The sequence below is a fragment of the Natrarchaeobaculum sulfurireducens genome (assembly GCF_003430825.1).
GTDB lineage: Archaea > Halobacteriota > Halobacteria > Halobacteriales > Natrialbaceae > Natrarchaeobaculum > Natrarchaeobaculum sulfurireducens.
The window spans coordinates 1,450,300-1,472,370 of record NZ_CP024047.1 but is presented as its reverse complement, the minus strand read 5'-3'; the positions used below and the strand labels follow the sequence as shown (position 1 = coordinate 1,472,370).

Annotated in this window: 23 protein-coding genes and 1 pseudogene; 14 read left to right on the top strand and 10 right to left on the bottom strand. The window is 65.1% G+C overall.

What is annotated here, in order from left to right; translation table 11 throughout:
- Window positions 1-8 precede the first annotated feature (8 nt).
- The gene (locus AArc1_RS08430) at window positions 9-1,127 is read right to left on the bottom strand and encodes a M24 family metallopeptidase (RefSeq protein ID WP_117363939.1); all 1,119 of its coding nucleotides are present in this window, start codon (window positions 1,125-1,127) and stop codon (window positions 9-11) included.
- A gap of 170 nt (window positions 1,128-1,297) precedes the next feature.
- Between AArc1_RS08430 and AArc1_RS08425 the strand changes: the two genes are divergently transcribed.
- The 4 genes from AArc1_RS08425 (at window position 1,298) to AArc1_RS08410 (ending at window position 4,289) form a co-directional block, all read left to right on the top strand.
- Window positions 1,298-2,146, top strand: a complete 849-nt coding sequence (locus AArc1_RS08425; RefSeq protein ID WP_186336674.1) for a COX15/CtaA family protein — start codon at window positions 1,298-1,300, stop codon at window positions 2,144-2,146.
- A 59-nt stretch (window positions 2,147-2,205) separates the two neighbouring features.
- Window positions 2,206-2,601: a CopG family ribbon-helix-helix protein gene (locus tag AArc1_RS08420; RefSeq protein ID WP_117363938.1), complete on the top strand. Its 396-nt coding sequence runs from the start codon at window positions 2,206-2,208 to the stop codon at window positions 2,599-2,601.
- A 265-nt stretch (window positions 2,602-2,866) separates the two neighbouring features.
- A complete protein-coding gene (locus AArc1_RS08415; protein ID WP_117363937.1) occupies window positions 2,867-3,565 on the top strand; it encodes a helix-turn-helix domain-containing protein in 699 nt (232 codons plus the stop codon).
- 85 nt (window positions 3,566-3,650) lie between these two features.
- Window positions 3,651-4,289 (top strand): uracil-DNA glycosylase family protein, encoded by a 639-nt coding sequence (locus AArc1_RS08410; protein ID WP_186336673.1) that lies wholly within the window; start codon window positions 3,651-3,653, stop codon window positions 4,287-4,289.
- Window positions 4,290-4,310: 21 nt separating this feature from the next.
- On the opposite strand, the gene AArc1_RS19675 is transcribed toward AArc1_RS08410, so the two are convergent.
- On the bottom strand, window positions 4,311-4,943 hold the full coding sequence (locus tag AArc1_RS19675; protein WP_394341278.1) for a molecular chaperone DnaJ: 633 nt from the start codon (window positions 4,941-4,943) through the stop codon (window positions 4,311-4,313).
- A gap of 100 nt (window positions 4,944-5,043) precedes the next feature.
- Between AArc1_RS19675 and AArc1_RS19670 the strand changes: the two genes are divergently transcribed.
- Window positions 5,044-5,613, top strand: coding sequence for a hypothetical protein (locus AArc1_RS19670; protein WP_394341255.1), 570 nt, complete (start codon window positions 5,044-5,046; stop codon window positions 5,611-5,613).
- 77 nt (window positions 5,614-5,690) lie between these two features.
- Here the strand turns inward: AArc1_RS19670 and AArc1_RS19665 are convergent.
- A pseudogene (locus tag AArc1_RS19665) lies at window positions 5,691-5,825 on the bottom strand (DnaJ domain-containing protein); the annotation flags it as partial.
- A 242-nt stretch (window positions 5,826-6,067) separates the two neighbouring features.
- Window positions 6,068-7,351: a DNA polymerase IV gene (dinB, locus tag AArc1_RS08400; RefSeq protein ID WP_117365833.1), complete on the bottom strand. Its 1,284-nt coding sequence runs from the start codon at window positions 7,349-7,351 to the stop codon at window positions 6,068-6,070.
- Between the two features lie 165 nt (window positions 7,352-7,516).
- Between dinB and AArc1_RS08395 the strand changes: the two genes are divergently transcribed.
- Window positions 7,517-8,881 carry a hypothetical protein gene (locus tag AArc1_RS08395; protein WP_117363934.1) on the top strand — a complete coding sequence of 455 codons (1,365 nt, stop codon included), beginning with the start codon at window positions 7,517-7,519 and terminating at the stop codon, window positions 8,879-8,881.
- 70 nt (window positions 8,882-8,951) lie between these two features.
- On the opposite strand, the gene AArc1_RS08390 is transcribed toward AArc1_RS08395, so the two are convergent.
- The 5 genes from AArc1_RS08390 to AArc1_RS08370 all read right to left on the bottom strand — a co-directional run bounded on the left by AArc1_RS08390 (window position 8,952) and on the right by AArc1_RS08370 (window position 12,611).
- Window positions 8,952-9,281, bottom strand: coding sequence for a transcription factor S (locus tag AArc1_RS08390; RefSeq protein WP_117363933.1), 330 nt, complete (start codon window positions 9,279-9,281; stop codon window positions 8,952-8,954).
- Window positions 9,282-9,335: 54 nt separating this feature from the next.
- Complete coding sequence (locus AArc1_RS08385) at window positions 9,336-9,794, bottom strand: hypothetical protein (RefSeq protein WP_117363932.1); 459 nt, start codon at window positions 9,792-9,794, stop codon at window positions 9,336-9,338.
- Window positions 9,791-10,663, bottom strand: a complete 873-nt coding sequence (locus tag AArc1_RS08380) for a hypothetical protein (RefSeq protein WP_117363931.1) — start codon at window positions 10,661-10,663, stop codon at window positions 9,791-9,793. Before AArc1_RS08380 ends, AArc1_RS08385 begins: the two co-directional genes overlap by 4 nt.
- Before the next feature lie 73 nt (window positions 10,664-10,736).
- Window positions 10,737-11,573, bottom strand: a complete 837-nt coding sequence (locus AArc1_RS08375) for an RAD55 family ATPase (RefSeq protein WP_117363930.1) — start codon at window positions 11,571-11,573, stop codon at window positions 10,737-10,739.
- Between the two features lie 54 nt (window positions 11,574-11,627).
- Entirely contained in the window at window positions 11,628-12,611 is a 984-nt protein-coding gene (locus tag AArc1_RS08370) for a beta-ribofuranosylaminobenzene 5'-phosphate synthase family protein (protein WP_117363929.1), read from the bottom strand.
- A gap of 240 nt (window positions 12,612-12,851) precedes the next feature.
- Between AArc1_RS08370 and AArc1_RS08365 the strand changes: the two genes are divergently transcribed.
- Window positions 12,852-13,067, top strand: a complete 216-nt coding sequence (locus tag AArc1_RS08365; RefSeq protein ID WP_117363928.1) for a hypothetical protein — start codon at window positions 12,852-12,854, stop codon at window positions 13,065-13,067.
- Between the two features lie 192 nt (window positions 13,068-13,259).
- Here the strand turns inward: AArc1_RS08365 and AArc1_RS08360 are convergent, their stop codons facing one another.
- Window positions 13,260-13,589: a hypothetical protein gene (locus AArc1_RS08360; protein WP_117363927.1), complete on the bottom strand. Its 330-nt coding sequence runs from the start codon at window positions 13,587-13,589 to the stop codon at window positions 13,260-13,262.
- A 189-nt stretch (window positions 13,590-13,778) separates the two neighbouring features.
- Here AArc1_RS08360 and mobA point away from each other — a divergent pair, with 189 nt between their 5' ends.
- From mobA to AArc1_RS08325, 7 genes are all read left to right on the top strand, one after another.
- Window positions 13,779-14,396, top strand: coding sequence for a molybdenum cofactor guanylyltransferase (gene mobA / locus AArc1_RS08355; protein WP_228442415.1), 618 nt, complete (start codon window positions 13,779-13,781; stop codon window positions 14,394-14,396).
- Window positions 14,397-14,676: 280 nt separating this feature from the next.
- On the top strand, window positions 14,677-17,607 hold the full coding sequence (locus AArc1_RS08350) for a molybdopterin-dependent oxidoreductase (protein WP_117363925.1): 2,931 nt from the start codon (window positions 14,677-14,679) through the stop codon (window positions 17,605-17,607).
- Window positions 17,608-17,613: 6 nt separating this feature from the next.
- On the top strand, window positions 17,614-18,168 hold the full coding sequence (locus AArc1_RS08345) for a 4Fe-4S dicluster domain-containing protein (RefSeq protein ID WP_117363924.1): 555 nt from the start codon (window positions 17,614-17,616) through the stop codon (window positions 18,166-18,168).
- A 42-nt stretch (window positions 18,169-18,210) separates the two neighbouring features.
- On the top strand, window positions 18,211-18,534 hold the full coding sequence (locus tag AArc1_RS08340; protein ID WP_117363923.1) for a hypothetical protein: 324 nt from the start codon (window positions 18,211-18,213) through the stop codon (window positions 18,532-18,534).
- Window positions 18,534-19,574 (top strand): formate dehydrogenase subunit gamma, encoded by a 1,041-nt coding sequence (locus AArc1_RS08335; protein ID WP_228442414.1) that lies wholly within the window; start codon window positions 18,534-18,536, stop codon window positions 19,572-19,574. Before AArc1_RS08340 ends, AArc1_RS08335 begins: the two co-directional genes overlap by 1 nt.
- Window positions 19,574-20,272 (top strand): TorD/DmsD family molecular chaperone, encoded by a 699-nt coding sequence (locus AArc1_RS08330; RefSeq protein WP_117363922.1) that lies wholly within the window; start codon window positions 19,574-19,576, stop codon window positions 20,270-20,272. The genes AArc1_RS08335 and AArc1_RS08330 overlap by 1 nt, the downstream gene beginning before the upstream one ends.
- The gene (locus tag AArc1_RS08325) at window positions 20,269-22,071 is read left to right on the top strand and encodes a 4Fe-4S binding protein (protein WP_117363921.1); all 1,803 of its coding nucleotides are present in this window, start codon (window positions 20,269-20,271) and stop codon (window positions 22,069-22,071) included. The genes AArc1_RS08330 and AArc1_RS08325 overlap by 4 nt, the downstream gene beginning before the upstream one ends.

Below are 22,071 nucleotides of genomic sequence, written 5' to 3'. Positions count from 1 at the left end.
CGAGTTCGTCACTCCGCGTCGAGTACCAACACTCCTGGTCGCTCGAGCTCGAGCTCGCGGTCGACGGCCGAGGCGGTCGTCGTCGGCCAGTCTCCGGTCGTCGTCAGTGGTTCGAGCCCGTTCTCGGTGAGCAACACTGTTCCTTCGCTCTTCGCTCCCTGGACCGTTGGGTTCCACGCATAGGCCATCGGCCGTTCGACGGGTGCGTCGTGCTCTGGGGTCGCGATCCACTCCCGGCCGGCGAAGCCCGCTGCGCCGCCCTGGTGGTGTCGTTCCCACTCGCCCGGGTAGCCGACGGCCTCGTAGGCCCCCTGGATCGCCGCGAAGACGTCGCCAGCCGTTCCGGTGTCCGCATCGTCGCTTCGCGCAGCGGCCTCCTGTGTTGCCGCAAGGGCCGTCGTCTCGACCCGTGTTGCGGCCTCGTGTCGCTTCTCGAGCCACGTCGGCGGATCGAACGCGACGGTTCGGGTGCAACTGGCGTGTAAGCCGCCTCGTTCGGCGGTCACCGAAACGAGGGCGTACGCGTCAAGTTGGGCGTCAGTCGGCGTGTAGTGTCGGTACCGTTGGGCCCGCTCGCTCCCACCGACGAGGACGACCGGCGCCTCGATCTCTCGTCCAGAGAGGGCGACCTGCAGGGCTGAGGCGACCTCGTGTTCAGTGTCGTCGGGTCGAAGCTCGCGACAGACGGCCTCGACGGCGACCGTCGTTTCCCTGGCGAGTTCGCGGTACCGCTCGCGGTCTCGCCGAGTCAATGGCTGTCGGAGGTTGGCCAAATCGACGCGCTCGAGGCCAGTGACGTCGATGTCTGCGGCCGCTCGCCCGTCACCTGCCCGGTCGGCGATCGCCTCCTCGAGCGATGCGTCGTACCAGGAAAATTGCTCGAGGGTGATCGACTCCGACTCGAGGTCGGGCAGTTCTTCCTCGACGATCCGTTCGGCTTCGATGGTGTTCGCGAGGACGCAGATGTCGGTCCCGTCGTAGCCGACGGCGGCAACCCCGGCATCCGTCTCGCGGTCGACCACGTTCGAGCCGCCGGTGAGCCAGGCAAAGGCGTTCGGTCGTGCGAACCAGACCGACTCGAGGTCGGAGACCTCGAGGTAGCGCTCGAGTCGCTCGCGTTTTTCCATGTGGCGTGCTGGCGTGGCCGGGTCTTGAATCCGGCGAAGGACGGACAGTCGGAATCGATCCATCGAGAGTCAAGAGGGCCCGCTCGCGGGAGGCCGACGCCCGTTCCAACAACTCGAGAACGACACGGGAAGCCTAAATACAGGTGGTCCTAAGCCCCGAGCGAACGACCGTGTCGTCCGACAGTCACAACCGCCCGACACTCCGATCGCTGATCGACCGGTTCGGCTTCCCACACCTGCTTGCGACGACGCTGGTGCTCGTCGCCGCGACTATCCTCCTTGGTGTCGCTGCGAAGGCGACGGGCTCCGGACTTGCCTGTGAGGCAAACTGGCCGCAGTGTGATGCCGGCCCGTACAACCTGCTCCCGGCGAATCTCCCGAGTTTCTACGAGTGGGTCCACCGATTCGTCGCGATGTTCGCCGGCTTCGCGATCATCGGCTCCGCGCTGGCCGCCTGGAGGCTCGAGGATATCGACAACCGGGTCGCCTCGCTCGTCGTCTTGGGGATGATTCTGACGCCGATCCAGGTCTACCTGGGTGGCCAGACTGTCCTGCAGTACGAGATGGAGATCCTCTCGTTACACTTCTGGACGGCGATCCTGATCTTCGCGATGTTCGTCGTTGCCACCGTCCTCGTCTGGCAGTCGTCGCTGACGGCTGGGTCGGTCACCACGGCGCTTGCGGTCGGCCTCGTCTCGCTGCCGCTGCACGTCGCACTCAGTCCCACCGATCTGGGAGTCGTCACTAGCTACTCACCGACCGTCCAGCTCTTCCAGTACGGCGTGACGCTCTCGCTGCTCGGCGCGCTCATCGTCGCGACGATGGTCGGCCGATGGCACTTCGACGACCGGGGGCTGCTGGGGCTCATCTACGGCTCCACCGGGCTCGCTCTCGCCGTTGCCTACCTCGGGCGACAGGCTGTGATGGCCAACAGCATGCTACTCGACCGGCTGTATCTCGTGCTCGCGGGCGCGCTGATCCTGGCCCTTGCCGTCGGAATCGCCCGCAGCCGACGCTAATCGCCGGGGCTGAAGACGCGACCGTCGCACCTTTTCCTTCACCGCCCGAATCATCAGCCATGCGAACCAGTCTGAACGTCCCGGAGGCGATGCTCGAGGAGTTCGACCGGACCTGGCAGGCCGAGGGCCTCGACTCTCGGTCCCGCGCACTCCGCGAGGCGATCCAGGAATACGTCGAGTCGCATCACCGACTCGAGGAGTCCCGCGGTACCGTCGCCGCGACGGTCGTCTTCGATTACGTCCACGACGAGGTCATCGAGGACCTCCACGAGATCCAACACGAGTTTCAGGACCAGATCGATACGACCTGTCACGTCCACCACGGGGAGTGGTGTCTCGAGACCATCTTCTGTGACGGCGAGGCGTCGGAGATTCGTTCGCTCGTCTATCGGTTGAAAGACTTCGACGCCGTCGGTCGAGTGTCCGTCATGCTCTTGCGGTCAGACAGCGACTAGTCGGTACGCTCGAGTGGCTCGATGTTCTGAGAGGTCCTCGTTTCGGGCGCTCGATGGGCGTCCTCGAGCAATCACGTACAACCGAGGTTGGTATAAACGGCTTCGATATCTAACCACCTGCTTCTTGTAACTGCCGAAGAATGTACGTCCGTCACTCGATCATGGAATGCGGCGTCCGAGGTACCGTTCGAAGCCGACCGAGACTACTCGAACCGATAGTAAACCGACCGCAGTCCGATTGGAACCTCCCAGTCGAATCGAACTCATGAGCGTCATCGCGACCGTTGCAGTGCCAGCGGCGTCGTTTCCGCTGGGCTCGATCGTCGACCCGGACGCCGACGACACCGTCACCGTCGAGACTACCGTCCCCACGAGCGAAGGAATCATCCCCTATTTATGGGTTCCTTCATCGATCTCCAGCTCGGTCGTCGACACCCTCGAGAGCAACTCGAGCGTCGCGTCCGTAACCACCGTCGACGAGCTAGACGACAGCGTTCTGCTGAAACTCGAGTGGGACGGCCGTGTCAACGGTCTGTTCGAGGCGATCCGCCGACACGAAGCGATCGTCATCAGTGCCGTGGGAACCGCCGATCGGTGGACGCTTCGAGCCCGATTCCCGACGTCAGCGGACCTCTCTGCGTTCTATTCGGAGTGTCTCGAGCGTGACGTCCCGATCGAACTCGTTCAGTTGCACGAAGCCGTCAGCCCGGCACTCGAGCGTCGGTTTGGACTGACGCGCCCACAGCGTGATCTCATCGTCGAGGCGTACGAACTCGGCTACTTCGACGTTCCCCGAACGACGACCCTCGTCGAACTCGGTGATCGACTCGACGTCTCCGATTCCGCGGTTTCCCAGCGGTTACGACGCGGGCTGACGACGTTGATCGAGTCGACGCTCACACTCGAGACCGCGTCGGTGACCGACCCGGACGCCTCGGAAAGTGCCACCGGAACCGATCGGTGAGCGTCTCGAGCGGTGGTGTGGCTGACGACGCAGGAGTCGCCTGCAATCGCGACCGTTATACGCTGTCTGGCCTAACCCCTCAGCCGTGAAAAACGTCACCGACAGGATGACCAATCCGTTCGGACTCAGACCGCCGTTCGACCGGAGCGCCGCGGGCGACCGGGCGGCCGTCTTCGGTTACGGTGACGCCAACGCTGATTTCCACGTCGTCGGCGACCATCCGGGCGTCCACGGCGGCAAGCGAACCGGCGTCCCGTTCACCGAAACCGCGGCTGGACGTGCGATTCAGACGGTCCTTCGGGATGTCGGCTTCGCCAGCGGCCCAGCCGACGAGCCGACACTCGAGAACTGTTTTCTGAGCTACGTTCACCCGTGTTCCCTGCCGAACGGCCACGAGCCGACCCCGGAGGACTACGAGACGCTCGAGCGCTTTTTCGACGCGGAGCTTCGGGCGATCAATGCACACATCCTGCTTCCTGTCGGCGAACGGGCCACGGATCACTTGCTTCGTGAATATACGACTCAGCGCCACCGATTCGATGCGTCCCTCGATCTGTCGTCGTTGCACGCCGAGGAGATCCGCGGCCGCGGCTTCCTCGTCGTCCCCATCAGGGACCCGTCCGAGTGGGACGCGGCCGATCACGAAGGCATCGTCTCACGGCTCGAGTCGATTCTCGGGCGCGATTACCGTCAGACCAAAGGCGTCGCGACGATGGTCGGCTAGCACAACCCACAAGACTGGTGGTCACCGACCGAACTGCTTCCTGATCGCTGCCCGCAACGGCAACGCGAGCCCGCCGGCGAGCGGCAAGACGACGAACGCGAGCAACTCGAGTGCAAGCGTCGTGTATCCCACGTAGTCAACCGCGAGCCCGGCGAGTGGGGCCATCGTCGGAACGACGTAGAGATACGACGGCGTCCAGCCGGGTCTGCGTCGAGTGTGGTGGACGATCACGCCGAAGAGAAACGGCATGAGGATGGCTCCGGCGAGCAACGGGCCGCCGAGCAGCCAGGTCGAAAGTCCCAGCGCGAGCGCGAGCACGATCGTCTCGTCGATCGTGATCGGACCCAGTGGCTCAGACCGCCACGTACCTCGAGTGAGTCCCACGATCACTACCGCGCCAGCGACGATACCGGCAAGCGCGAGGTACCACTCGAGAGGGTCGAGCGGCGGTGCGACCGGCTCGACTCCGACGACGTAACTGGTCGGCGTCTGGATCCCGTAGCGACTGCTCGTGAGCACTGTCAGGAGTTGATCCGGTGCGATTCCGGCTGCGACCAGCGGTTCCAACACCGACCGGACCCCGGACTCGTTTTCGAGTCCGAAGTGGATGAGGCCGGTGAGATAGACCAGCAACGAACTCCAGAGTAACGGCATCGCGAAGTTTCGCCGACGCCACCAGTCGACGACGCCATACAGTAGTCCCGTCGAGTCGGCCCGATGCTCTCGAGACGTCTGTGAACTGCCGACGGCCCCCGTGCCGGAACTTCCGGCCGCAGCGCCTGATGCGGCGTCGCTCGAGGCAGCAGTCGCGGTTGCGGTCCCAGGCGTACCGGCGGCCGACCCCGTTGCCGTCGCGGTGGTTTCGGTTCGACTCGATCCGGTCGACTTCTGTCCGGTCGACGTCCGCCGGCCGGTGCCGGTCCGTCCGCCCGTGGATCGACTCGTCCCTCCCGTTTCGCTCGTGTTCGTCTTCCTTTCGTTCCTATCGCTCGAGCGAGTTCGTGACTGCGACCCCGTCCCCGTCGACGTGGTGTTCCTCGTGTTCGTCGTGTTCGTCGTACTCGTTCGATTGGAAGAGCCACGCCCAGTCGAATTCGATTCGGAGGCGGAGTCGCCCCCGCTCGTTCGGTTCGAGGACCGACTCGTCTTCGAACTGCTGGACGATCGCGATGTACCGGACGACCGCGTGGTGCTGGACGATCGCGTTCTGCCCGACGAACTGGTGGCCGTCGTGTCGTCCGTGTTCGCGTCGTTTGCGTCCGACTCGTCGTCGGTCGTCCAGACACTTGGAGACGGGATCCCACTCGTTCGTTTTGAGACGTAGTCCTGATGTCCGAGACGATCGTACGCACGACGTTCGACCGGATCGCTCAGGATCTCGTTGGCTTTCGTGATCGCGGTGAACTGCGCCCGTGCCCGGTCGTCGTCGTTAACGTCGGGGTGATAGCGCCGTACCTTCTCGCGGTACGCGTCTTTTATCTCGCGCTGAGAAGCGTCGGGAGAAACGCCGAGAAGGTCGTAGAAGTCGTCAGTCATGGGAACGGGGACACCGTCAGTTGCTCCGGACTTATAGACGAAATCTTATAGGTTCGTTGTTCCAGCCGGATCACGAGGTTCGACCCCGTATCTAGACTCGAGTTGCCTATTCGTTTCGGCCGTCTCGACGTCGTCGGCACGATCTGCCCAGACCCGTGCGTCAATACTGGCCGCTGGACGTCGGTTCGTGTACAACCACGACCTGGTCGGCGATTGCACCGAGTCCGGTACACTGTGTTGTCTCAGGAGAAGTCGGTGAGCGACGCCTGACCGCTCGAGCAGTCGGTTCCGTTGTCGTCGGTTTTGGGGTCGTCTTCCGGCCCGCCGACGGCCGATTCGACGGACGCAGACTCCGCTTCCCAGCTATCGAGACTGGCCTGGTCCGCGGCCACAAACTCGAGGTTCGCCACCCGGACGCCGAGTTTACGCACGGCGTCGGTGTCGAACTCCTCGAAGAGCTCTCGAGCGATCTCCTCGACGAGCGCCGGATCGTCGACCGGCCCAGGAAGGGACCGTTCACGCGTGTTGACGTCGTACGGCGGAAAGACCGCCTTGACCCCGACGGTCCGGTAGAGCGCACCCTCACGGCGGGCGCGGTCGGCGACGGCCGCCGCGAGCGTCTCGATCAACTCGTACTTCGGCTCCGGCTCGCTGACTGGCTCTGTGAACGCTGATTCACGGGAGAAGCTCTTTGGCTCGCCTTTCGGTTCGACGCGGCGATCGTCGTCGCCTCGAGCGCGGTCGTATAGCTCCCGGCCGCGCTCGCCGAAGCGGTCGACCAGCGGCTCCGGATCGGCCGCGGCCACGTCGCCCGCCGTCTCGAGGCCCATCCCGCGGAGTGCTCTGGCGGTGACGGGGCCGACGCCGTGGAGGAGGTCGACGTCGAGCGGCTCGAGGAACGATCGGATCTCGCCGGGCTCGACGACGGTCAGCCCGTCGGGTTTGTCGAAATCGCTGGCGATCTTGGCGGTGCTCATCGTCGGGGCAACGCCGACGCTGACCGTGACGCCCACCTCGCGGCGGATGCGATCTTTGACGTGGCGGGCGAAGCCGCCGGCGACCTCCCAGGCCGTGCGTTCGGTGACGTCGAGGTAGGCCTCATCGATGCTTACCTCGCGGAGGACGTCGGCACAGTCGTGGAGAATCTCGCTGACCTCGCTGGCGACCGACTCGTAGTAACCCATGTCCACCGGCCGGTAGAAGCCGGTCTCCTCGCGCGTTAGCTCGGGATCGTAGTCGTCGGCGTCGGGCTCGAGCGCCGCTCGTCTGGGGAGTCGCTCGAGCGCACTGGAGATCGCCTGGGCGCTTTCGACACCGAACTCGCGGGCTTCGTAACTCGCGGTGGCGACGGCACCGATGGTTTCGCCGGGTTCGTAGCCCATGCCGACGACGACGGGTTCACCGCGCAGCGCTGACTCGCGAAGCCGTTCGCAGGAGGCATAAAAGCAGTCCGCGTCGACGTGGAGGACGATCCGCTCATCGTCGTCCTCGCATTCGACCCCCGGCAAGCGCGACGCGTCGCCCATTCGTCTAGTGGCCGGTTCGTCCGAACGGTTGTGAACGTTCCGGGCCTCGTCCATGGAGTGTGTGTTGGAGTCGGCAATTCTGCCGGGAGCGCAGTTCTTGGGCGTCCTCTGTGCAGAATTTTCAGACGAACAAGGCTTATTACACAGTCGTCACATGGAGAATGTATGCCAAAATTGCTGGAGGGAACGCGGCTTCGTCGGCGGTCGGTTCTCCTCGGTTCAGGGCTCGCCGTCGCCGGATTTGCCGGCTGTTTAGACGACGAGCCGGCCGAAGAGATCGACAACGATGGTGATACCGGTGGCGACGATGACGACGACGGTGATGATGACGGCGATGGCGATGGGGAAGGCTCGTTGACCGAACCGGAAGCACCGGAGCCCGACTTCGTCGTCGGCGAGAGCGACGACGCCGATTACGAGACGATTCAGGAAGCCTACGCCGCACTCGAGTCAGGCGACGTCATCGGCTTGGAACCCGGTACACACACGCTCCAGCCGGAGGTCGACAACGCCGAGGTTGGCGATGGCGAAGACCTGATCAAGACGTACACGTACGTCGGCGATCCCGACGAGGAGACGATCATCGAGTTCGTCAAGCCCGATGCCGACTCGTTCGTCGTCCGCGGCCCACAGCGATTCCGTCCGGAAGACGGCCCGCCGGGATTCTGGAATCTCACACTCGAGCTCCCCGACGACGTCTCGTTCGACCGGATCGACGAGTACGAAGACGACTACTCCGAGACCCAGTCCGACGTCAACTACTGTATCATAAACGGTACGTTCGACGGCCCCGTCGATGCCTACGAGACGACGTTCAACGACTCACTCTCACACGAACTCTCGCCGACGAACTGTCAGTTCCGCGCAGACGTCAGCGGCTCACGGATCACCGCCCGCCGGTGTCAGTTCGACGGCGCGCTTCGGAGCGAGGGAGGGTACGTCCTCGACAGCACGATCGAGGGAACGACGAATTTGAACAGCATGACCATGATCCGGTGTGAACTCAACGCCGGCCTGAACGTCACCGGCAACGGTCGCGTCGAAAGCTGTGTTATCGAGTCGTTCCCAGACAGCAGCCAGGCCATCTCGATCTCGAGTTCCTACGACGTGGCGATCACCGAATCGGAGATCCGCGGGAGCGTTCGCTCGAACCAGGACGGCTCGTACATCGAGCGCTTCGAGTTGAACGTCTTCGACGTCCCCTCGAGCACCCGCTATATCATCGACGGCGCGCCGGCGACCGACATCTACCTGAACGCGTTCCTCGGCGGCGACGTCCGGATCACGACCGACAGCGGCGACCTCTCGACGTTCCCCGCCGACGACCTCACCCTCTACGATCCGGAGCGTGAACTGGGTAACTACTACAGCGAGTGGGACGGCGACGTCGACCGCGAAGACGAAGACGACGAGTTGCACATCCTCGAGACTCGGACGATCCCCGGCGAAGACGGCGAGATGGACCGCCATCCGCTGGCCTCCCCGGATCTCGAGGCCTACGCCGAGGCGGCAGCGGACGACGACGACTGAGCCAGCATCGATATCGGTCCACCGGCGATTCGAGAGAAGGCGCGTCGGGAACCCGACACAACGTTCCGTATCAGTTGTACTCCCGCCAGCGGTGGCCACAGTCGGTGCACTTGAAAAACCGCGTCGGCGGTTCGTCGGCCGAGGCCGTCTGCTTGAGCGTATACCACGCCTCCTGGGTGCCACACTCATCACAGACCACGTCGGTCGACTTCGGTTTCCCCTCGAAGTTCGCGTCCTCGCTCGATTCGATCACGTCGGCGTTGGTCTGGGCCTCCGTCGTGACGAAGGCGTCCTCACGCTCTCGGTCCCGTTCGATCGAGGCACCGCAGTCGTCGCTCGCACAGACCATTCGATCACCGTCGGCTTTCATCATCGAGCCGCACTCGTCGCAAAATTGCATACTAATTCGTAGACGGTGGACGGCAAAAATACTCAGGTCTCGTCGTGCAGCCGATCAGTACTCCCGTTCGAGCTCTTCGTCCTCGCGGACGACCGGACAGTCGACGACGCGAAACCGCTCGAGGGCCGTCAACTCGAGTATCTCGGTCCCGTCTCGCGTACAGCCGACCTGGGGTGGCTCGGCGAAGTGTTCACACTGGTGGCAGTACCGATGGGCGTCGATCTCACGGACATCGCGCTCACGCTCGTCTGGACCCGGCTCGGGCGCTTCCCCGTTCTCGAGGCGCTCCCAGAGGCGGTCGCTATCGATCTCGGTGACGGCCTCCCGATCGAACAGCTCGTCGATGGAATCGTCCGTGCTCGAGCGTGCCTCGTGTTCGGCGACCCGCCCGGCGAGATCGGCTAGCGGACTGGCGACCTCGTCGCCGCCGTTTGCTCCGTCGTCGCCGCGTTCTCGGGTTTCGCTGTCCGCTCTGTCTTCGTCGCTGCGAATTTCGTCGTCGCGTTGTGTCATCGCGACGCCTCCGTCGACGGCGACGAATCCGATGGGCCGTCGCCGTCGCCGTCGGCGTCGGCGTCCGCGGACACGGTGGAGCCGGTCTCGACTCGCGTCAGGTCAACCGACGAGGCGACGGCATCGCCGACGTCACCCTCGAGCGCCGGCGGCGTCCCGGTCACGAGCGTGTGCGAGCCGAAAAACGAGGACTTCGACTCGACGTCGGCGATCGAACTCGCACAGGCCGGACACTCGGGTGCGGTCAACATCGAGACGTCGACGCTCGTCCCGCACTCGTCACAGGTCGCCGACCGAACACCTAGCTGCGAGGCGGCGAGTTTGAGCTGTTCGACCGTCGCTCGAGCCTGTTCGCGTTCGAGGATCATCTCCTGTCGATCACGGACTTCGAGCAGCGCACTCCCGAGGATTGACGCGCGCTCGTCGATATCGTCGGCCCGGTCGAGGAGGTGCTCGAGTACGCCCTCGAAGTCGTCGAAGCCGGCCTCGAGTCGCCGTTCGAGTCGGTCCAGTTCCGCCCTTACCGCCTCGAGGTCGTCGTCGCTCACGTAGGACGTGTGATCGTGGTCGGCCGGTGCCTTGGTGTCGGCCTCGCGTTTGACCTGGATCACGCGCGATCGGACGTCTTCGATCAGGTCGAGAAACTCCTCGCGCTGGTCCTCGAGGTCTCGTTCGAACTGCTCGAACGCGTCCGGGTCGGTCGTGACGGTGCCGTCGTCGGTGGCGACGGCGTGTGCAGCCGTCAGCAGCCGCTGGCAGGTTTCCTCGCGCGTTTCGCCGCGCTCGGCGGCCGTCTGTGCGATCCAGTCGTCGACGTCGGCCGGGAGAGCGAACGATACTCCTCCCCCATCCTGATCCTCGCCGACCATTTGACGAAGATTGGATCGAACGGCTGATAAGGATTGTTGCCACGATCGCCGTCGGCCCGCGACTCGAGTGATCCTACCGGATCTTGCGGACGTTGCTGATGTCGAAGCCGCTGTCGTGGATCTCGGTTTCGAACTGAACGATGTTCTCGTCTTCGAGCCGCGAGAGGACGCCACGGAACTGTTCGACGACGAGCGTGCGGGCGCGTTCTGACCCGCCGCTTTCCCACTCGAAGCGGAACGTCCCGTCGGTGGCTTCTTTGAGCCGACCGAGCTGGGTCGGCGAGAGGACCTCCGAGTTCACGAGCAAGAGGATCACGCCACCCCAGCGATGAGAGGCGCGTGCGAGCCCTTTCAACAGCACTGTCAGGTCGGACCACTCGAGCCGGTCGTCGGCGACGGCGACCAGGTCGGTCAGTGAATCGACGACGACGAGGTTGCCGGCGGCGTGTTCGTTCAGATACGACGCAAGCGCCTCCAGAACGTTGCTTCGGCTGGCATTGGTGTCCAGGTCGGCGATGGTCGTCGGCCCGTCGACGTACCACTCACTCGGCACCGGCGTCAGTCGAAAGTACTCGTCGGCCAGTTCGACGAACTCGACGTCGGCCATCCCGCCGCGGACGAGTTCGCCGTCCATGACGATCGACATCTCGTTCGTCACAGCCCGGCGCTCGTCGGTAAACGAGAGATAGTGGATTCGGTCGGGAAGCACCGCTTCTGACTCGAGTTCGCCGTAGTGGAGGTCGAACAGTTCGTGGTCGGTCGCGGCGAGGCCGTTCATGACGGCGCTCGTATAACAGAACTCTCGAGCACCAGCACCCGACTCGCCGGCGAGCAAGACGACGCTTCCGGCAGGCGCGCCGCCACCGACCATCCCGTCGAGTCGAGAGACCCCGAGAGGCATCCGCTCCATACCGATCAGTTCGGTGGCAACCGTTTACCTGTTGTGGCAGCGACCGGCGACCGTTCACTCCTTGCCGTCGACCGTGATCGTCGCACCGCTCGTCGCGGCCGTCGTCACGATGATCCGGCCCTCGAGGTCGTGGTCCTCGAGCGCGTCGACTGCGGCGACTCGTGCATCCGCGGCATGGCGACGGTTCGTGACGCCGTAGACGACCGGTCCCCACGACGACTGGCCGACGCCGGAAAGGACGGGACAGGCCTCGAGCGCCTCGACGAGAACGCCTGCGGGCGGCCGAAAGACGCCACCCTGGACGTCGGTGTACCAGGTTCCGTTCTTCCGGCCGATCTCGGTGATCGCTTCGCCGAAGGCCTCGAGTCGCCCCTCGGCAGCCGCGGGGAGCAGTTTTCGCGTGACGATGCCGGCGATTTCGTCGGCGACTGCGGGATCGGCTCGTTCGACGACCGCACGCATGCTCGCGTCCTCGTTCTCGCCGCAACGGCCCGGCTCGGCCTCGGGCACGACGACGAGAAATCGCCAGTCGTCGGGAAGGTCGTGACGGGCGACGGCCGGCGGAACCGTCCAGTCGCCTTCCGCCGGCGGCTCGGTCGTAAACCGGTTCGTGGGGTGGCCCGCGTCGACGACGAAGCCGCCGGCCTCGAACGTCGCGACGCCGATCCCGCTGCGGCCGCCGCGGCCCATCGCCGGTGCGTGCGTTCGAACCGGCGCGTCGAGTCCATGGACCCGTGCGGTCGCTGCGAGCACTGCCAGCGCGAGCTGGGTGCCGCTTCCGAGACCAACGTGTCGAGGGAGTTGCTCGTCGACCGTGATCGAGACGCCGGGAACCTCGAGCGCCTCGACGGCACGCTTCGCGTAGGTTTTGGCCAGCGGATCAACAGACTCGACTGCCCTCGCGGGTTCGGCAACGACGGAGACGCGTGGCTCCTCGAGGCCGATCCCGATTCCGCCGTAGATGCGCCTTCGGGCCAGCGAAAGGTTCTGAAAGCCGACGTGCAGTCGTCCGCCGGTGGTGACAGTCGCGCTCGGCACGTGTAGGGCTCCCGTAGGAGCCCCCATCGAAAGGGGGTTTCGACGGTGGCAACGCCTGGCGATTTCGACGGTTCAACGGCGACGAAGGAGTCAGGTCTCGATCCATTCGAGCCGCTCGGACTCGCACTCAGTGGGAGAGAGACAGGGGAACCGACCGGTCACCGGTTTATCGTTGCCTGCGAGATAGTCAAGCGTGACGACGGCCTCCCTTTACAATGCTGGAGAGCGTAGATTGGGCAAATGAGTTCGCTCGACGTCGATCCGCTGAATCCGCAAGTCCTCGAGCGCAACTACGATTACGCACAGAAGAACGTGTGGCTCCTGGCGATGTGGTACGAGTGTGACGTCCAACAGATGCTCGAGTTACTGGCGGAACACGAGATCGGTCTCTCGAGAAACGACCGACTGCAGTTCGGGGTCGATTACCATACGGCGAAACGGGAGCTACACGGCTAGAGTGTCTACCGCTGTCGTCGGTGAGACCGGGTGGCGACGTACCGCTTTATCGCGTGCTGCTTCGTTTCGTACCGCTTGACTGTGTAGCGCTTTCCTGCGGATGGCCTCTCTCCCAGCAGTCCCGTGTGACTTTCCGATCACACGGAGAACCCACGATGGTCCTGTCGAGACGGCGGTCCAGAACGGACGACGCTATCGGTCCGGGACGTTGTAATCGACGTGGACGGTCGGTGTACTCGGGGAGTCGGGTGCGGCCACTCCGTTCCAGTCGACGAGACGAACGTTGGCCATCTCGCCAGAGAAACGGAAGCGCTGGACGCCGACGTCGATCGTTCCCTCCGCGACCTGTCTGGTGACGACTGTGGCCTGTGCGAGTGGATCGTCGCCGACCATCTCGAGTTCGCCGTCGACGGCGATCTCGAACTTCGAGGGAACGCCGCGTCCAACGATCGTCACGAGGTTTGGAAGCGGATCGTCATCGGTCTGTGCGTGTTGGCTGCGTACCGGAACGTCGCGTGCCATACTTCGATGAGTCGAACAGGGGCGTATAAGCTTTCTTCCTCGCGAATCGGTAAGAACGCGGGAATTAGACGGTCACGTGTGTAAATTCGGGTGATCATCAGTCTACCCTGAACGGGTTCGATCCGTCGACTTCCCCACCGACTGGGAGTTGCGATAGGACTTATGCTGCGAGCCGAACGACTCGCGACTGTGTCGTCTTCCAGCCCGCTCGCAGGATTAGTCGTCGCTGGTGGCTACTCGAGACGATTCGGGACGACCGATAAAGCTGTCGCGAGACTCGCTGGGACACCGATGATCCGGCTGGCTGTCGACCGGCTCTGGTCGGTCGTCGACGAACTCGTCGTCAACTGTCGAGCTGAACAGGTTCCGACGATTCGGGCGGCGCTCGAAGGGGTCGAGCCGTGTCGATTCGCCGTCGATCCCGTTCCCGATCGCGGCCCCGTCGCCGGCATCCGGACCGGACTCGAAAGCGTCGACCACGCATACACTGCGGTCGTTGCCTGTGATACGCCGTTTCTCGATCCATCGCTGCTCGAGCGACTGGCGGGGCTGGCTGGCGGTGTCGATGGCGCGATCGTTCGATGTGCTGCGGGCCACGTCCAGCCAATGGGTGCCGTCTACCGGACCGAGGCGATGCGCCGTGCCTGTATCGATGCGCTCATCCATGGGGAACCGAGCGTCGTCTCGGCGATCGGCTCGCTCGACCTCGAGACCGTCGACGAGGATGAACTCGACCGGACCGCCCTGCGGACGTTCGAGAGCATCGACACGCCAAGGGCGCTCGAGGCTGTGACGATCGAGCCCTGAGCCAGTCAACTGTTCTCGTATACTGGCCTCTCCGCGGGGCGGTTGCCTCGCAGCGTGATCCGGTAGGAGGTCCGCTTCGGCTCGCGACCACAGGCGGAACCGTTGAGTAAGTTTGTTTTTGTAATGCTGTCGTCCCGGTAGCGGATTACACGGAATACAGGAGAAAGCCCACGGCGTTAGCCGTGGGAGGAGATCAAATGTCTGAAAAAACGGTCTAATCCTCTTAAAACCTGAAATATGGAGAGGCGAGGTCATGGGACTGAACGATTAACTTTCATGTATGACTGATGGATCACAGTCACTCGACGTCGATCGTCGAAACTTCGTCAAAGCGGGTGGGATCGCTGCCCTCGGAACGGGGATCGGGGGACGATCACTGGTACAGCCGTCACAGTCGGCTGGCGACGACTCCGAAGGCGAACGGGAGTCAGTGAAGACGATCTGTTCACACTGTGCGGTCGGCTGTGGTCTGAAGATGGTCGTCGAGAACGATGCGCTCGTCGGCCAGGAGGCCTGGACAGACCATCCGATCAATCAGGGCGGGCTCTGTTCGAAGGGGGCGAGTCTGACACAGACTGTCAACTCCGAGCGTCGGCTGAAAGAGCCGATGAAGAAAGAAGATGGCGAGTGGGTTCGTCTCGACTGGGACGAGGCGATGGCCGAGGTCGCCGACGAACTGACGCGCGTCCGTGAGGAGTACGGCCCCGACAGCACGATGTGGATGGGATCGGCCAAAATCGCCACCGAAGAGGCGTACCTGTTCCGAAAACTGGCGGCGTTTTACGGCACGAACAACGTCGACCACCAGGCCCGGATCTGTCACTCGACGACCGTTGCCGGTCTGGCCGCGACGTGGGGCTTCGGTGCGATGACACAGTCGGTCAACGACGTCGCGAACGCCGACGCGAACCTCATCATCGGACACAACCCCGCGGAAGCACACCCGGTGATGATGCGATACGTACAGGAGGCAAAACGAAACGGCGGAACCGTCATCGTCGCCGAACCGCGTTTCTCGAAAACGGCCGCCCACGCCGACATCTTCGCCCGGTTCCGGCCGGGAACGGACATCGCCTTCATCAACGGCCTCCTGTATCACATCGTCTACACCCTCGAGGCCCACGACGAGGACTTCCTCGAGTCCCGAGTTTACGACTGGGAACGAGTCAAGGAGACCATCGCCGACTACGACCTCGAGACGGTCGAAGACATCACCTGGGTACCGGTCGAGACACTCGAGGAGGTCGCCGAGGCGCTGGTCGACGCCGACGTGAGTTCCGTCGAGTGGTCGATGGGGTCGACCCAGCACACCGTCGGAACGCAGAACATCCGATCGTACGCGATCCTCAACCTGGCGCTCGGCCACACCGGACAGCCGGGTGGCGGGAACAACCCCGTCCGCGGGCACGACAACGTCCAGGGGGCGACGGACATGTGCATCCTCTCGCACAACCTGCCCGGCTACTACGGCCTCGGTCAGGGGGCGTGGGAACACTGGACGAACGTCTGGGACCAGTCACCGCAGACGAGCGGCTCGATCACGTACGACGAGATGCGTGAGCGCTTCGAGTCCCAGGAGCTGATGGAGAAAAACGGGCTGACGGTGAGTCGCTGGTTCGAGGGCGCACTCGACGACGACGAGCGCAAAGGCGAACTGTACCAGCCCGAACAGGTGAAAGCCCTCGTCGTCTGGGGCCACTCGCTGAACTCTCTGAGCGAGATGAAGCGGGTCAAGGAAGCGCTCGAGAACGTCGAGATCGTGATCGGCGTCGACCCGTTCCCAGGGGTCCACGGGGCGCTGCCGGAACGCGAGGACGGCATCATCCTGCTGCCGGCGGCGACGAACCACGAGAGCGAGGGGAGCGTCACGGATACGAGTCGGTCGGTCCAGTGGCGTTATCAGGCGGTCACGCCGCGACACAACTCGCGCCAGGACTTCGAGCTGTTGACGGACCTCGCAGACCGCCTTGGCTTCGGTGAGCACTTCGACTACGACTCGGTCGAGGACGTCCTCCGCGAGATCAACCTCGGGGTGCGCTCGATCGGGCTGATCGGGCAGACACCGGAGCGGATCAAAGCCCACATGGAGAACAGCCACGTCTTCGATCCGGAGACGAGACAGGCGGAGGTGACGGACGACCACGACCTCGCCGGCGAGTTCTGGGGGCTGCCGTGGCCGTGCTGGCACGACGAGCACCCCGGAACGCCGATCCTCTACCGGGACGACGTCCATCCCGAGGAGGGTGGCCACGACTTCCGGGCGAACTGGGGGCCGGAAGCCCCCGACGGCGAGTCGATGTTGCGTGCCCCCTACGAGCCCGACTGGTGGGACGGCGAAGTCGAAGGCGTCCCGCAGTACCCGGCGTACACCACCGTGTTACCCGATCCGGAGACGCCTGCCGCGAAGACGATCCCGATCGAGTACGCCCTCAGCGAGGACCGCTCGGTATACGACGCCGCGGTCGCACTCGCCGAGGACGGCTACGACGTCGATCCCGAGGAGTTCGAGGCCTTCGACAACCCACAACCCGACGCCCCGACCGGGCGCGGCCGGGCTCGAGCGGCCGTCTGGGACCAGCCGGACGAGGTGCCGGTCCACCGCGAACCCGTCGAGACGCCCCGGCCGGATCTGATCGACGAGTATCCGAACTACGAGAAACAGGAGGACTTCTACCGACTCGACCTCGACAACCGTGGTCACCAGGAGGCGTTCCGGGACTTGGCCGAGGAGTTCCCGCTGATCCTGACGAGCGGTCGACAGGTCGAACATCACGGCGGCGGCTACGAGACGCGAAACACCGTCGGGACGGCCAACCGGTCGCCCATGATGTACGCCGAGATGCACCCCAGGGTCGCCAACGAACACGCCCTCGAGACGGGTGACTGGGTCTGGGTCCACGCCGAACCGGGCTCGATGCTCGTCCAGGCGATGGTCACCGAGCGGGTCAACGAAGAAGAGATCTTCATGCCGTTTCACTGGGCGGGGATCTTCGAGGGTGAATCGTACGCCGACCGCTACCCCGAGGGGACCGAGCCACTGGTGATCGGCGATTCGGTGAACATCGGGACCTCCGTCGGCTACGACGTCGTCACGAACATGCAGGCGACGAAGACCGGCCTCTGCCGGCTCGAGCCGGCTGCTGACGCTGACGTTCCCGAACTGCCCGAGGCACAGCAATCCTACCAGCGACAGCGCGGCTACACGAGGTGATCACCCATGTCCGGCACACCACGAGTCATTCCGAACGTCGAGGCGTGTATCGACTGTGGCGGCTGCGAAGTCGCCTGTATGCGAACCTGGGAGCTCCCCGAAGAGAGCGACCGAATCGGGGTCGTTACCCACAACGAGGGCACAGCAGGCAGCCGATTCGACGACGGCGAAACCGCCGTCCCGATGACCTGCTTCCACTGTGCGGAGGCCCCCTGCGAAGACGTCTGTCCGACCGACGCCATCTCGCGCGACGACGATGGACTGGTCCAGGTCGACGAGGACACGTGTCTCGGCTGTAGCTACTGCGCCTGGGCGTGTCCGTTCGGCGCACCGCAGTTCCCCGACGAGGAGAACTCCACGGGCAACGCGGGCGTCATGGACAAGTGTACGCTCTGTGCACCTCGTCTCGAGGAGGGAGAGGAACCCGCCTGCGTCTCCGAGTGTGCGACGGACGCGCTGGTGTTCGGGACGCCTGCGGAACTCTCCGAGCAGTTCCGCGAGAACCGCTCCGACGACCTCTTCGACGGCGACCTCGAGCAGGTGGTGTTCGGCAATGAGTAATCCCGCGACAGCGGGCTGTCGAGGCAGCCACGGGTGATCACGATGGCAACCAAACAATCGACGACGACGCGCTCCGGCGGCGACGCCTCGAGCGTGCTCTACCGGCATCGCTCGGCGATCGCTGGCGTCCTCGCGGTCGGGATCGTCATCGGGCTGTTGGTCTGGCTCGAGTCGCTTTCGGTCCCGCTCGCCGAGGCGCCGGTCTTGCGCGAAACTAGCGTGGCGATCGTCGGCGGCGAGATGACGTACAACGCCTACGAGGGGCTGTGGTTGGCCGTACGGGCGCTCCTCGGCGTCTACATCGTCTTCGTCGCCGGCCTGATCTCGCTGTTTGCACTCGCGAGCGCACGAGAGGTGATGGCGTGATGGCGACAAGCACCGACACACCCGGCGAGATGCCCGGCGGAGCCGACGCGACCGAGGCCGCCACCGGAGAGCGACGGCTCGAGCGCTTCTCGAGCGTGCAGGTGTACGTCCACGGGACGATTGCACTCTGTATTTTCGTCCTCTATCTCACGGGACTACCGATGACGTTCGCCGACCACCTCGGCTGGCTGTTTGCCATCTTCGGCTACGGCAACATCGTATTTCTCCACGTCGCCGCTGGCGTCGTGTTCATCACGGTCGCGACCTACTATCTGCTGTACGTCGCGTTGACCGGCCTCTTCGGGCCGGGACGGATTGCGGCGCTGCCGACCCGCCAGGACGTGAGCGAGGCGATTGGCTATGTCAAGTACCTGCTGGGCCGGGGCGAAAAGCCCGCTGCGGACAAGTACACCTGGCTCCAGAAGGGCGAGATCTGGGTGCTGGGCGTCGAGTTACTGGTACTCAGCGTCACCGGCCTGTTGCTGTGGTATCGCGGGCTGTTCGTCTCGCCGGAGTTCCGTGCGGCACTCGGCGGCCACGAACACCTCGCCGACGTGTTGTTGTTGATCGTCCGGGACATCCACGTCGTCGTCGCGCTGACGATGCTGATGGGAATCGCCTTTCACCTCTACATGGTGAACGTCAAAGAGCGATTCCCGTTCAACCGGACGATGTTCACCGGCGACGTCTCGGCGAGCCGAGCGAAACATCACTGGGCCGACTGGGCCGACGAACAACTCGAGGGCGACGCCGACGCCGGACACGACGAGACGCCGGTGCCGTCGCGACGGACGCTGGCTGTGATCACGCTCGCGTTGCTCGCGTTTTTCGCGGTCGTCCTGCTTTCGACGCTGTTCGCGGCGGTCCTCTCGCCGCTGCCGACCCGGGAGTACCTGCTCGCGTTGCCGTTCGATCCGGTCACGCACGGGGCCGCCAGCGTCGTCTTCTTCCTCGGCCTGAACGTCGCCGTTCTCCTGATCGTCGCGGGCGTGCTCGCGATCTGTTACGGCCTGGCGAAGCGACTCCGAGGTGACTTCTGATGACCGATACGACACCCGACGACCCGACGGCCGACGGCATCGACAGCCGACCAGTCGGCGCACATGACGACCCACTCGAGGCAGAGCGCGAGACGATCGCCGGCCTCTATGAGTTCGCAGCAGACGTGTTTGCCGACCCCCCCAGTCCGGAGGCGGTCGAACAGCTCATTGCTCTCGGCGCAGCCGACGACGACCTCGCACCCACCGACCGTCTTCGGCGTGGCTTCGCCGGACTCGAGCGGTGGCGACGCGAGGTCGACGACCCCGAGGCGGCGGCCGCGGTGCTCGAGCGCAGCCACACGCAGCTGTTCGTCGGCCCGCGGCCGAAGCTCCAGGCTCACGAATCGTACTACGCCGGCGACTTCCTCGGCGAGCCACTTGCCCGGGTCCACGGCAGCTACGCCGAACTCGGCCTCGAGCCGGCATCGGACCTCCGGGAGGAAGCCGACCACGCGGCCGTCGAACTCCGCGTGCTCGCGTTGCTCACGCGACGTGAAGCCGACGAGCCGACGGCGAAGTCGTGGTTCCTCGGCGAACACGGCTGGTGGTGGGACGAGTTCGCAGCCGACGTCGACGACGTCGCTGGCGAGGATGACGCGTTCTACCGCGCCGTCGCCGAACTGGCTGCCGGACTCGTCGCGTTCGACGCCGAGCGGCTGGGCGTCGACCCCGAGCTCCCAGTGGAGGTGGATCGATGACCTCGCTCGCGCTGGTCTGTGATGCGGGAACGAGCCTCGATCGGCGCGCTGTCGCCGACGCGTTCGAGGGTCGGTCGATCACCGGTTCGTCGCTCGAGAGCGTCCTCGAGACGGCGACGGACACCGCGAGCGGCGAGCCCTGCGACCGGGTCGCGATCGTCTCGACGGCGGCCCGCAACCCGACTCACGAACGCGACCGGTTCGAGGCCGATCTCCGTGCGGCAGGCGTCGAGTACGTCGCCTGGATCGACCCACGTCTCGGGCGGGGTCGTTCCGACGATGAACGCGGTCGGATCGTCGCCGCGGCGACGGACGCCGCCCTGACGCTCGCACCCGAGTCGTCGACCGAGCGTCCCGATCCCGACGAGGATCGGGTCGTCGTCGTCGGCGATCCGGCGCTGGCGAGCGACCTCGCGACTGCGCTTCCTGTCGCGCTCGTCACCCCGGAGCCGCTCGGCCGGCGACTCCCTGACGTCAGCCCGGTGCGCGGTCGGGCACTCGATCTGCTCGAGGGCGACGGCGGCGAGATCACCGTCCTCGTCGACCGCGACGGAGCGACGGACCGACTCGCGGCCGACCAGATCGTCTGGCCGGGATACGACGGCCCACTCGCAGATCGGTTCGACGTCCACGCCGAGGCTCGAGGGGCCGTCAGCGCCGTGGCTCGCGTCGCCCGCGAACGAGCTCGAGCCCCGGTTGCCGTCGACGCCTCACGATGTACCGTCGGTCGCCGCGGCACGGCTGGCTGTCGGGCCTGTGAGGTCGTCTGTCCGCACGACGCGGTCGCGATATCGAGCGATGGCGACGGGTCGGTGACGATCGACGCCGACGCCTGTACGGACTGTGGCGTCTGTCTCGGCGCGTGCCCGACCGAGGCCATCACGTCGCCGCGAGCCCCCTCGCTCGGGCGGCTCGGGAAGGCGACGCGGTCCGCACTCGAGACGGTCTCGAGCGGTGGCTCACGCCTGCCGTTCGTCGGGAGCGATCCCGAGCCGGTCGTGATCGCGTTCACTGCCCGGTCGGTGCTTCCCGCAGTCGTCGAAGCGGCCGTCGACGGCCCGCCGACGGTCCCGATTCCCGTCCCCAACGCAGGACGGGTTCCGGCAGCCCAGCTGCTGGGAACGGTCGCCGCCGGCGCCGGTGGCGTCGCCGTCGTCGCCGACCCCGACGAAGCCGCAGCAGCCGTCGACGAGCCCACCGAGGCAGCTCGAGCGACGCTCGAGGACCTCGCCGGCGACGCACCCGTCGAACGCGTCGCGTCGGCCGATCCGGCGACGGTCGCGGCCACGCTCGAGGCGGTCGCTCGTGACGAGCCGCTGGTCGACGATCCCGATCCGATCCTGGCTCACGGGACGACGGCGTCAGCGCTCTCGGCGGGGGCCGTCGACGCGCTCGCCGACGGCCCGCAGACAGGGATCTCGGTCCCGGCACTCGGGAGCATCTCGGTCGACGCCGACGCCTGCACGCTGTGTGGTGCCTGTGACAACCTCTGTCCGACGGGTGCGATCGTTCAGCATGGTGCCGACGCGCTGTCGGTCGATCCCGCCGCGTGTACGGGCTGTGGCATCTGTGTCGTCTGTCCCGAGGACGCGATCGAGGTCGACGAGACGGTCGCCGTCCCGCTCGGAGATCGCCAGCGCGTCGTCGAACCGGACGGCATCGTCTGTGAACGCTGTGGCGACCGGTTCGCCAGTGCGGCGGGCGTCGAGCACGTCCGCGACGCACTCGAGGGGACGAGCGCGTCGTCGCTCGAGCTCGAGTGCTGTCCGGCCTGTCGCCGGTCGTCGATCCTGGGGTGA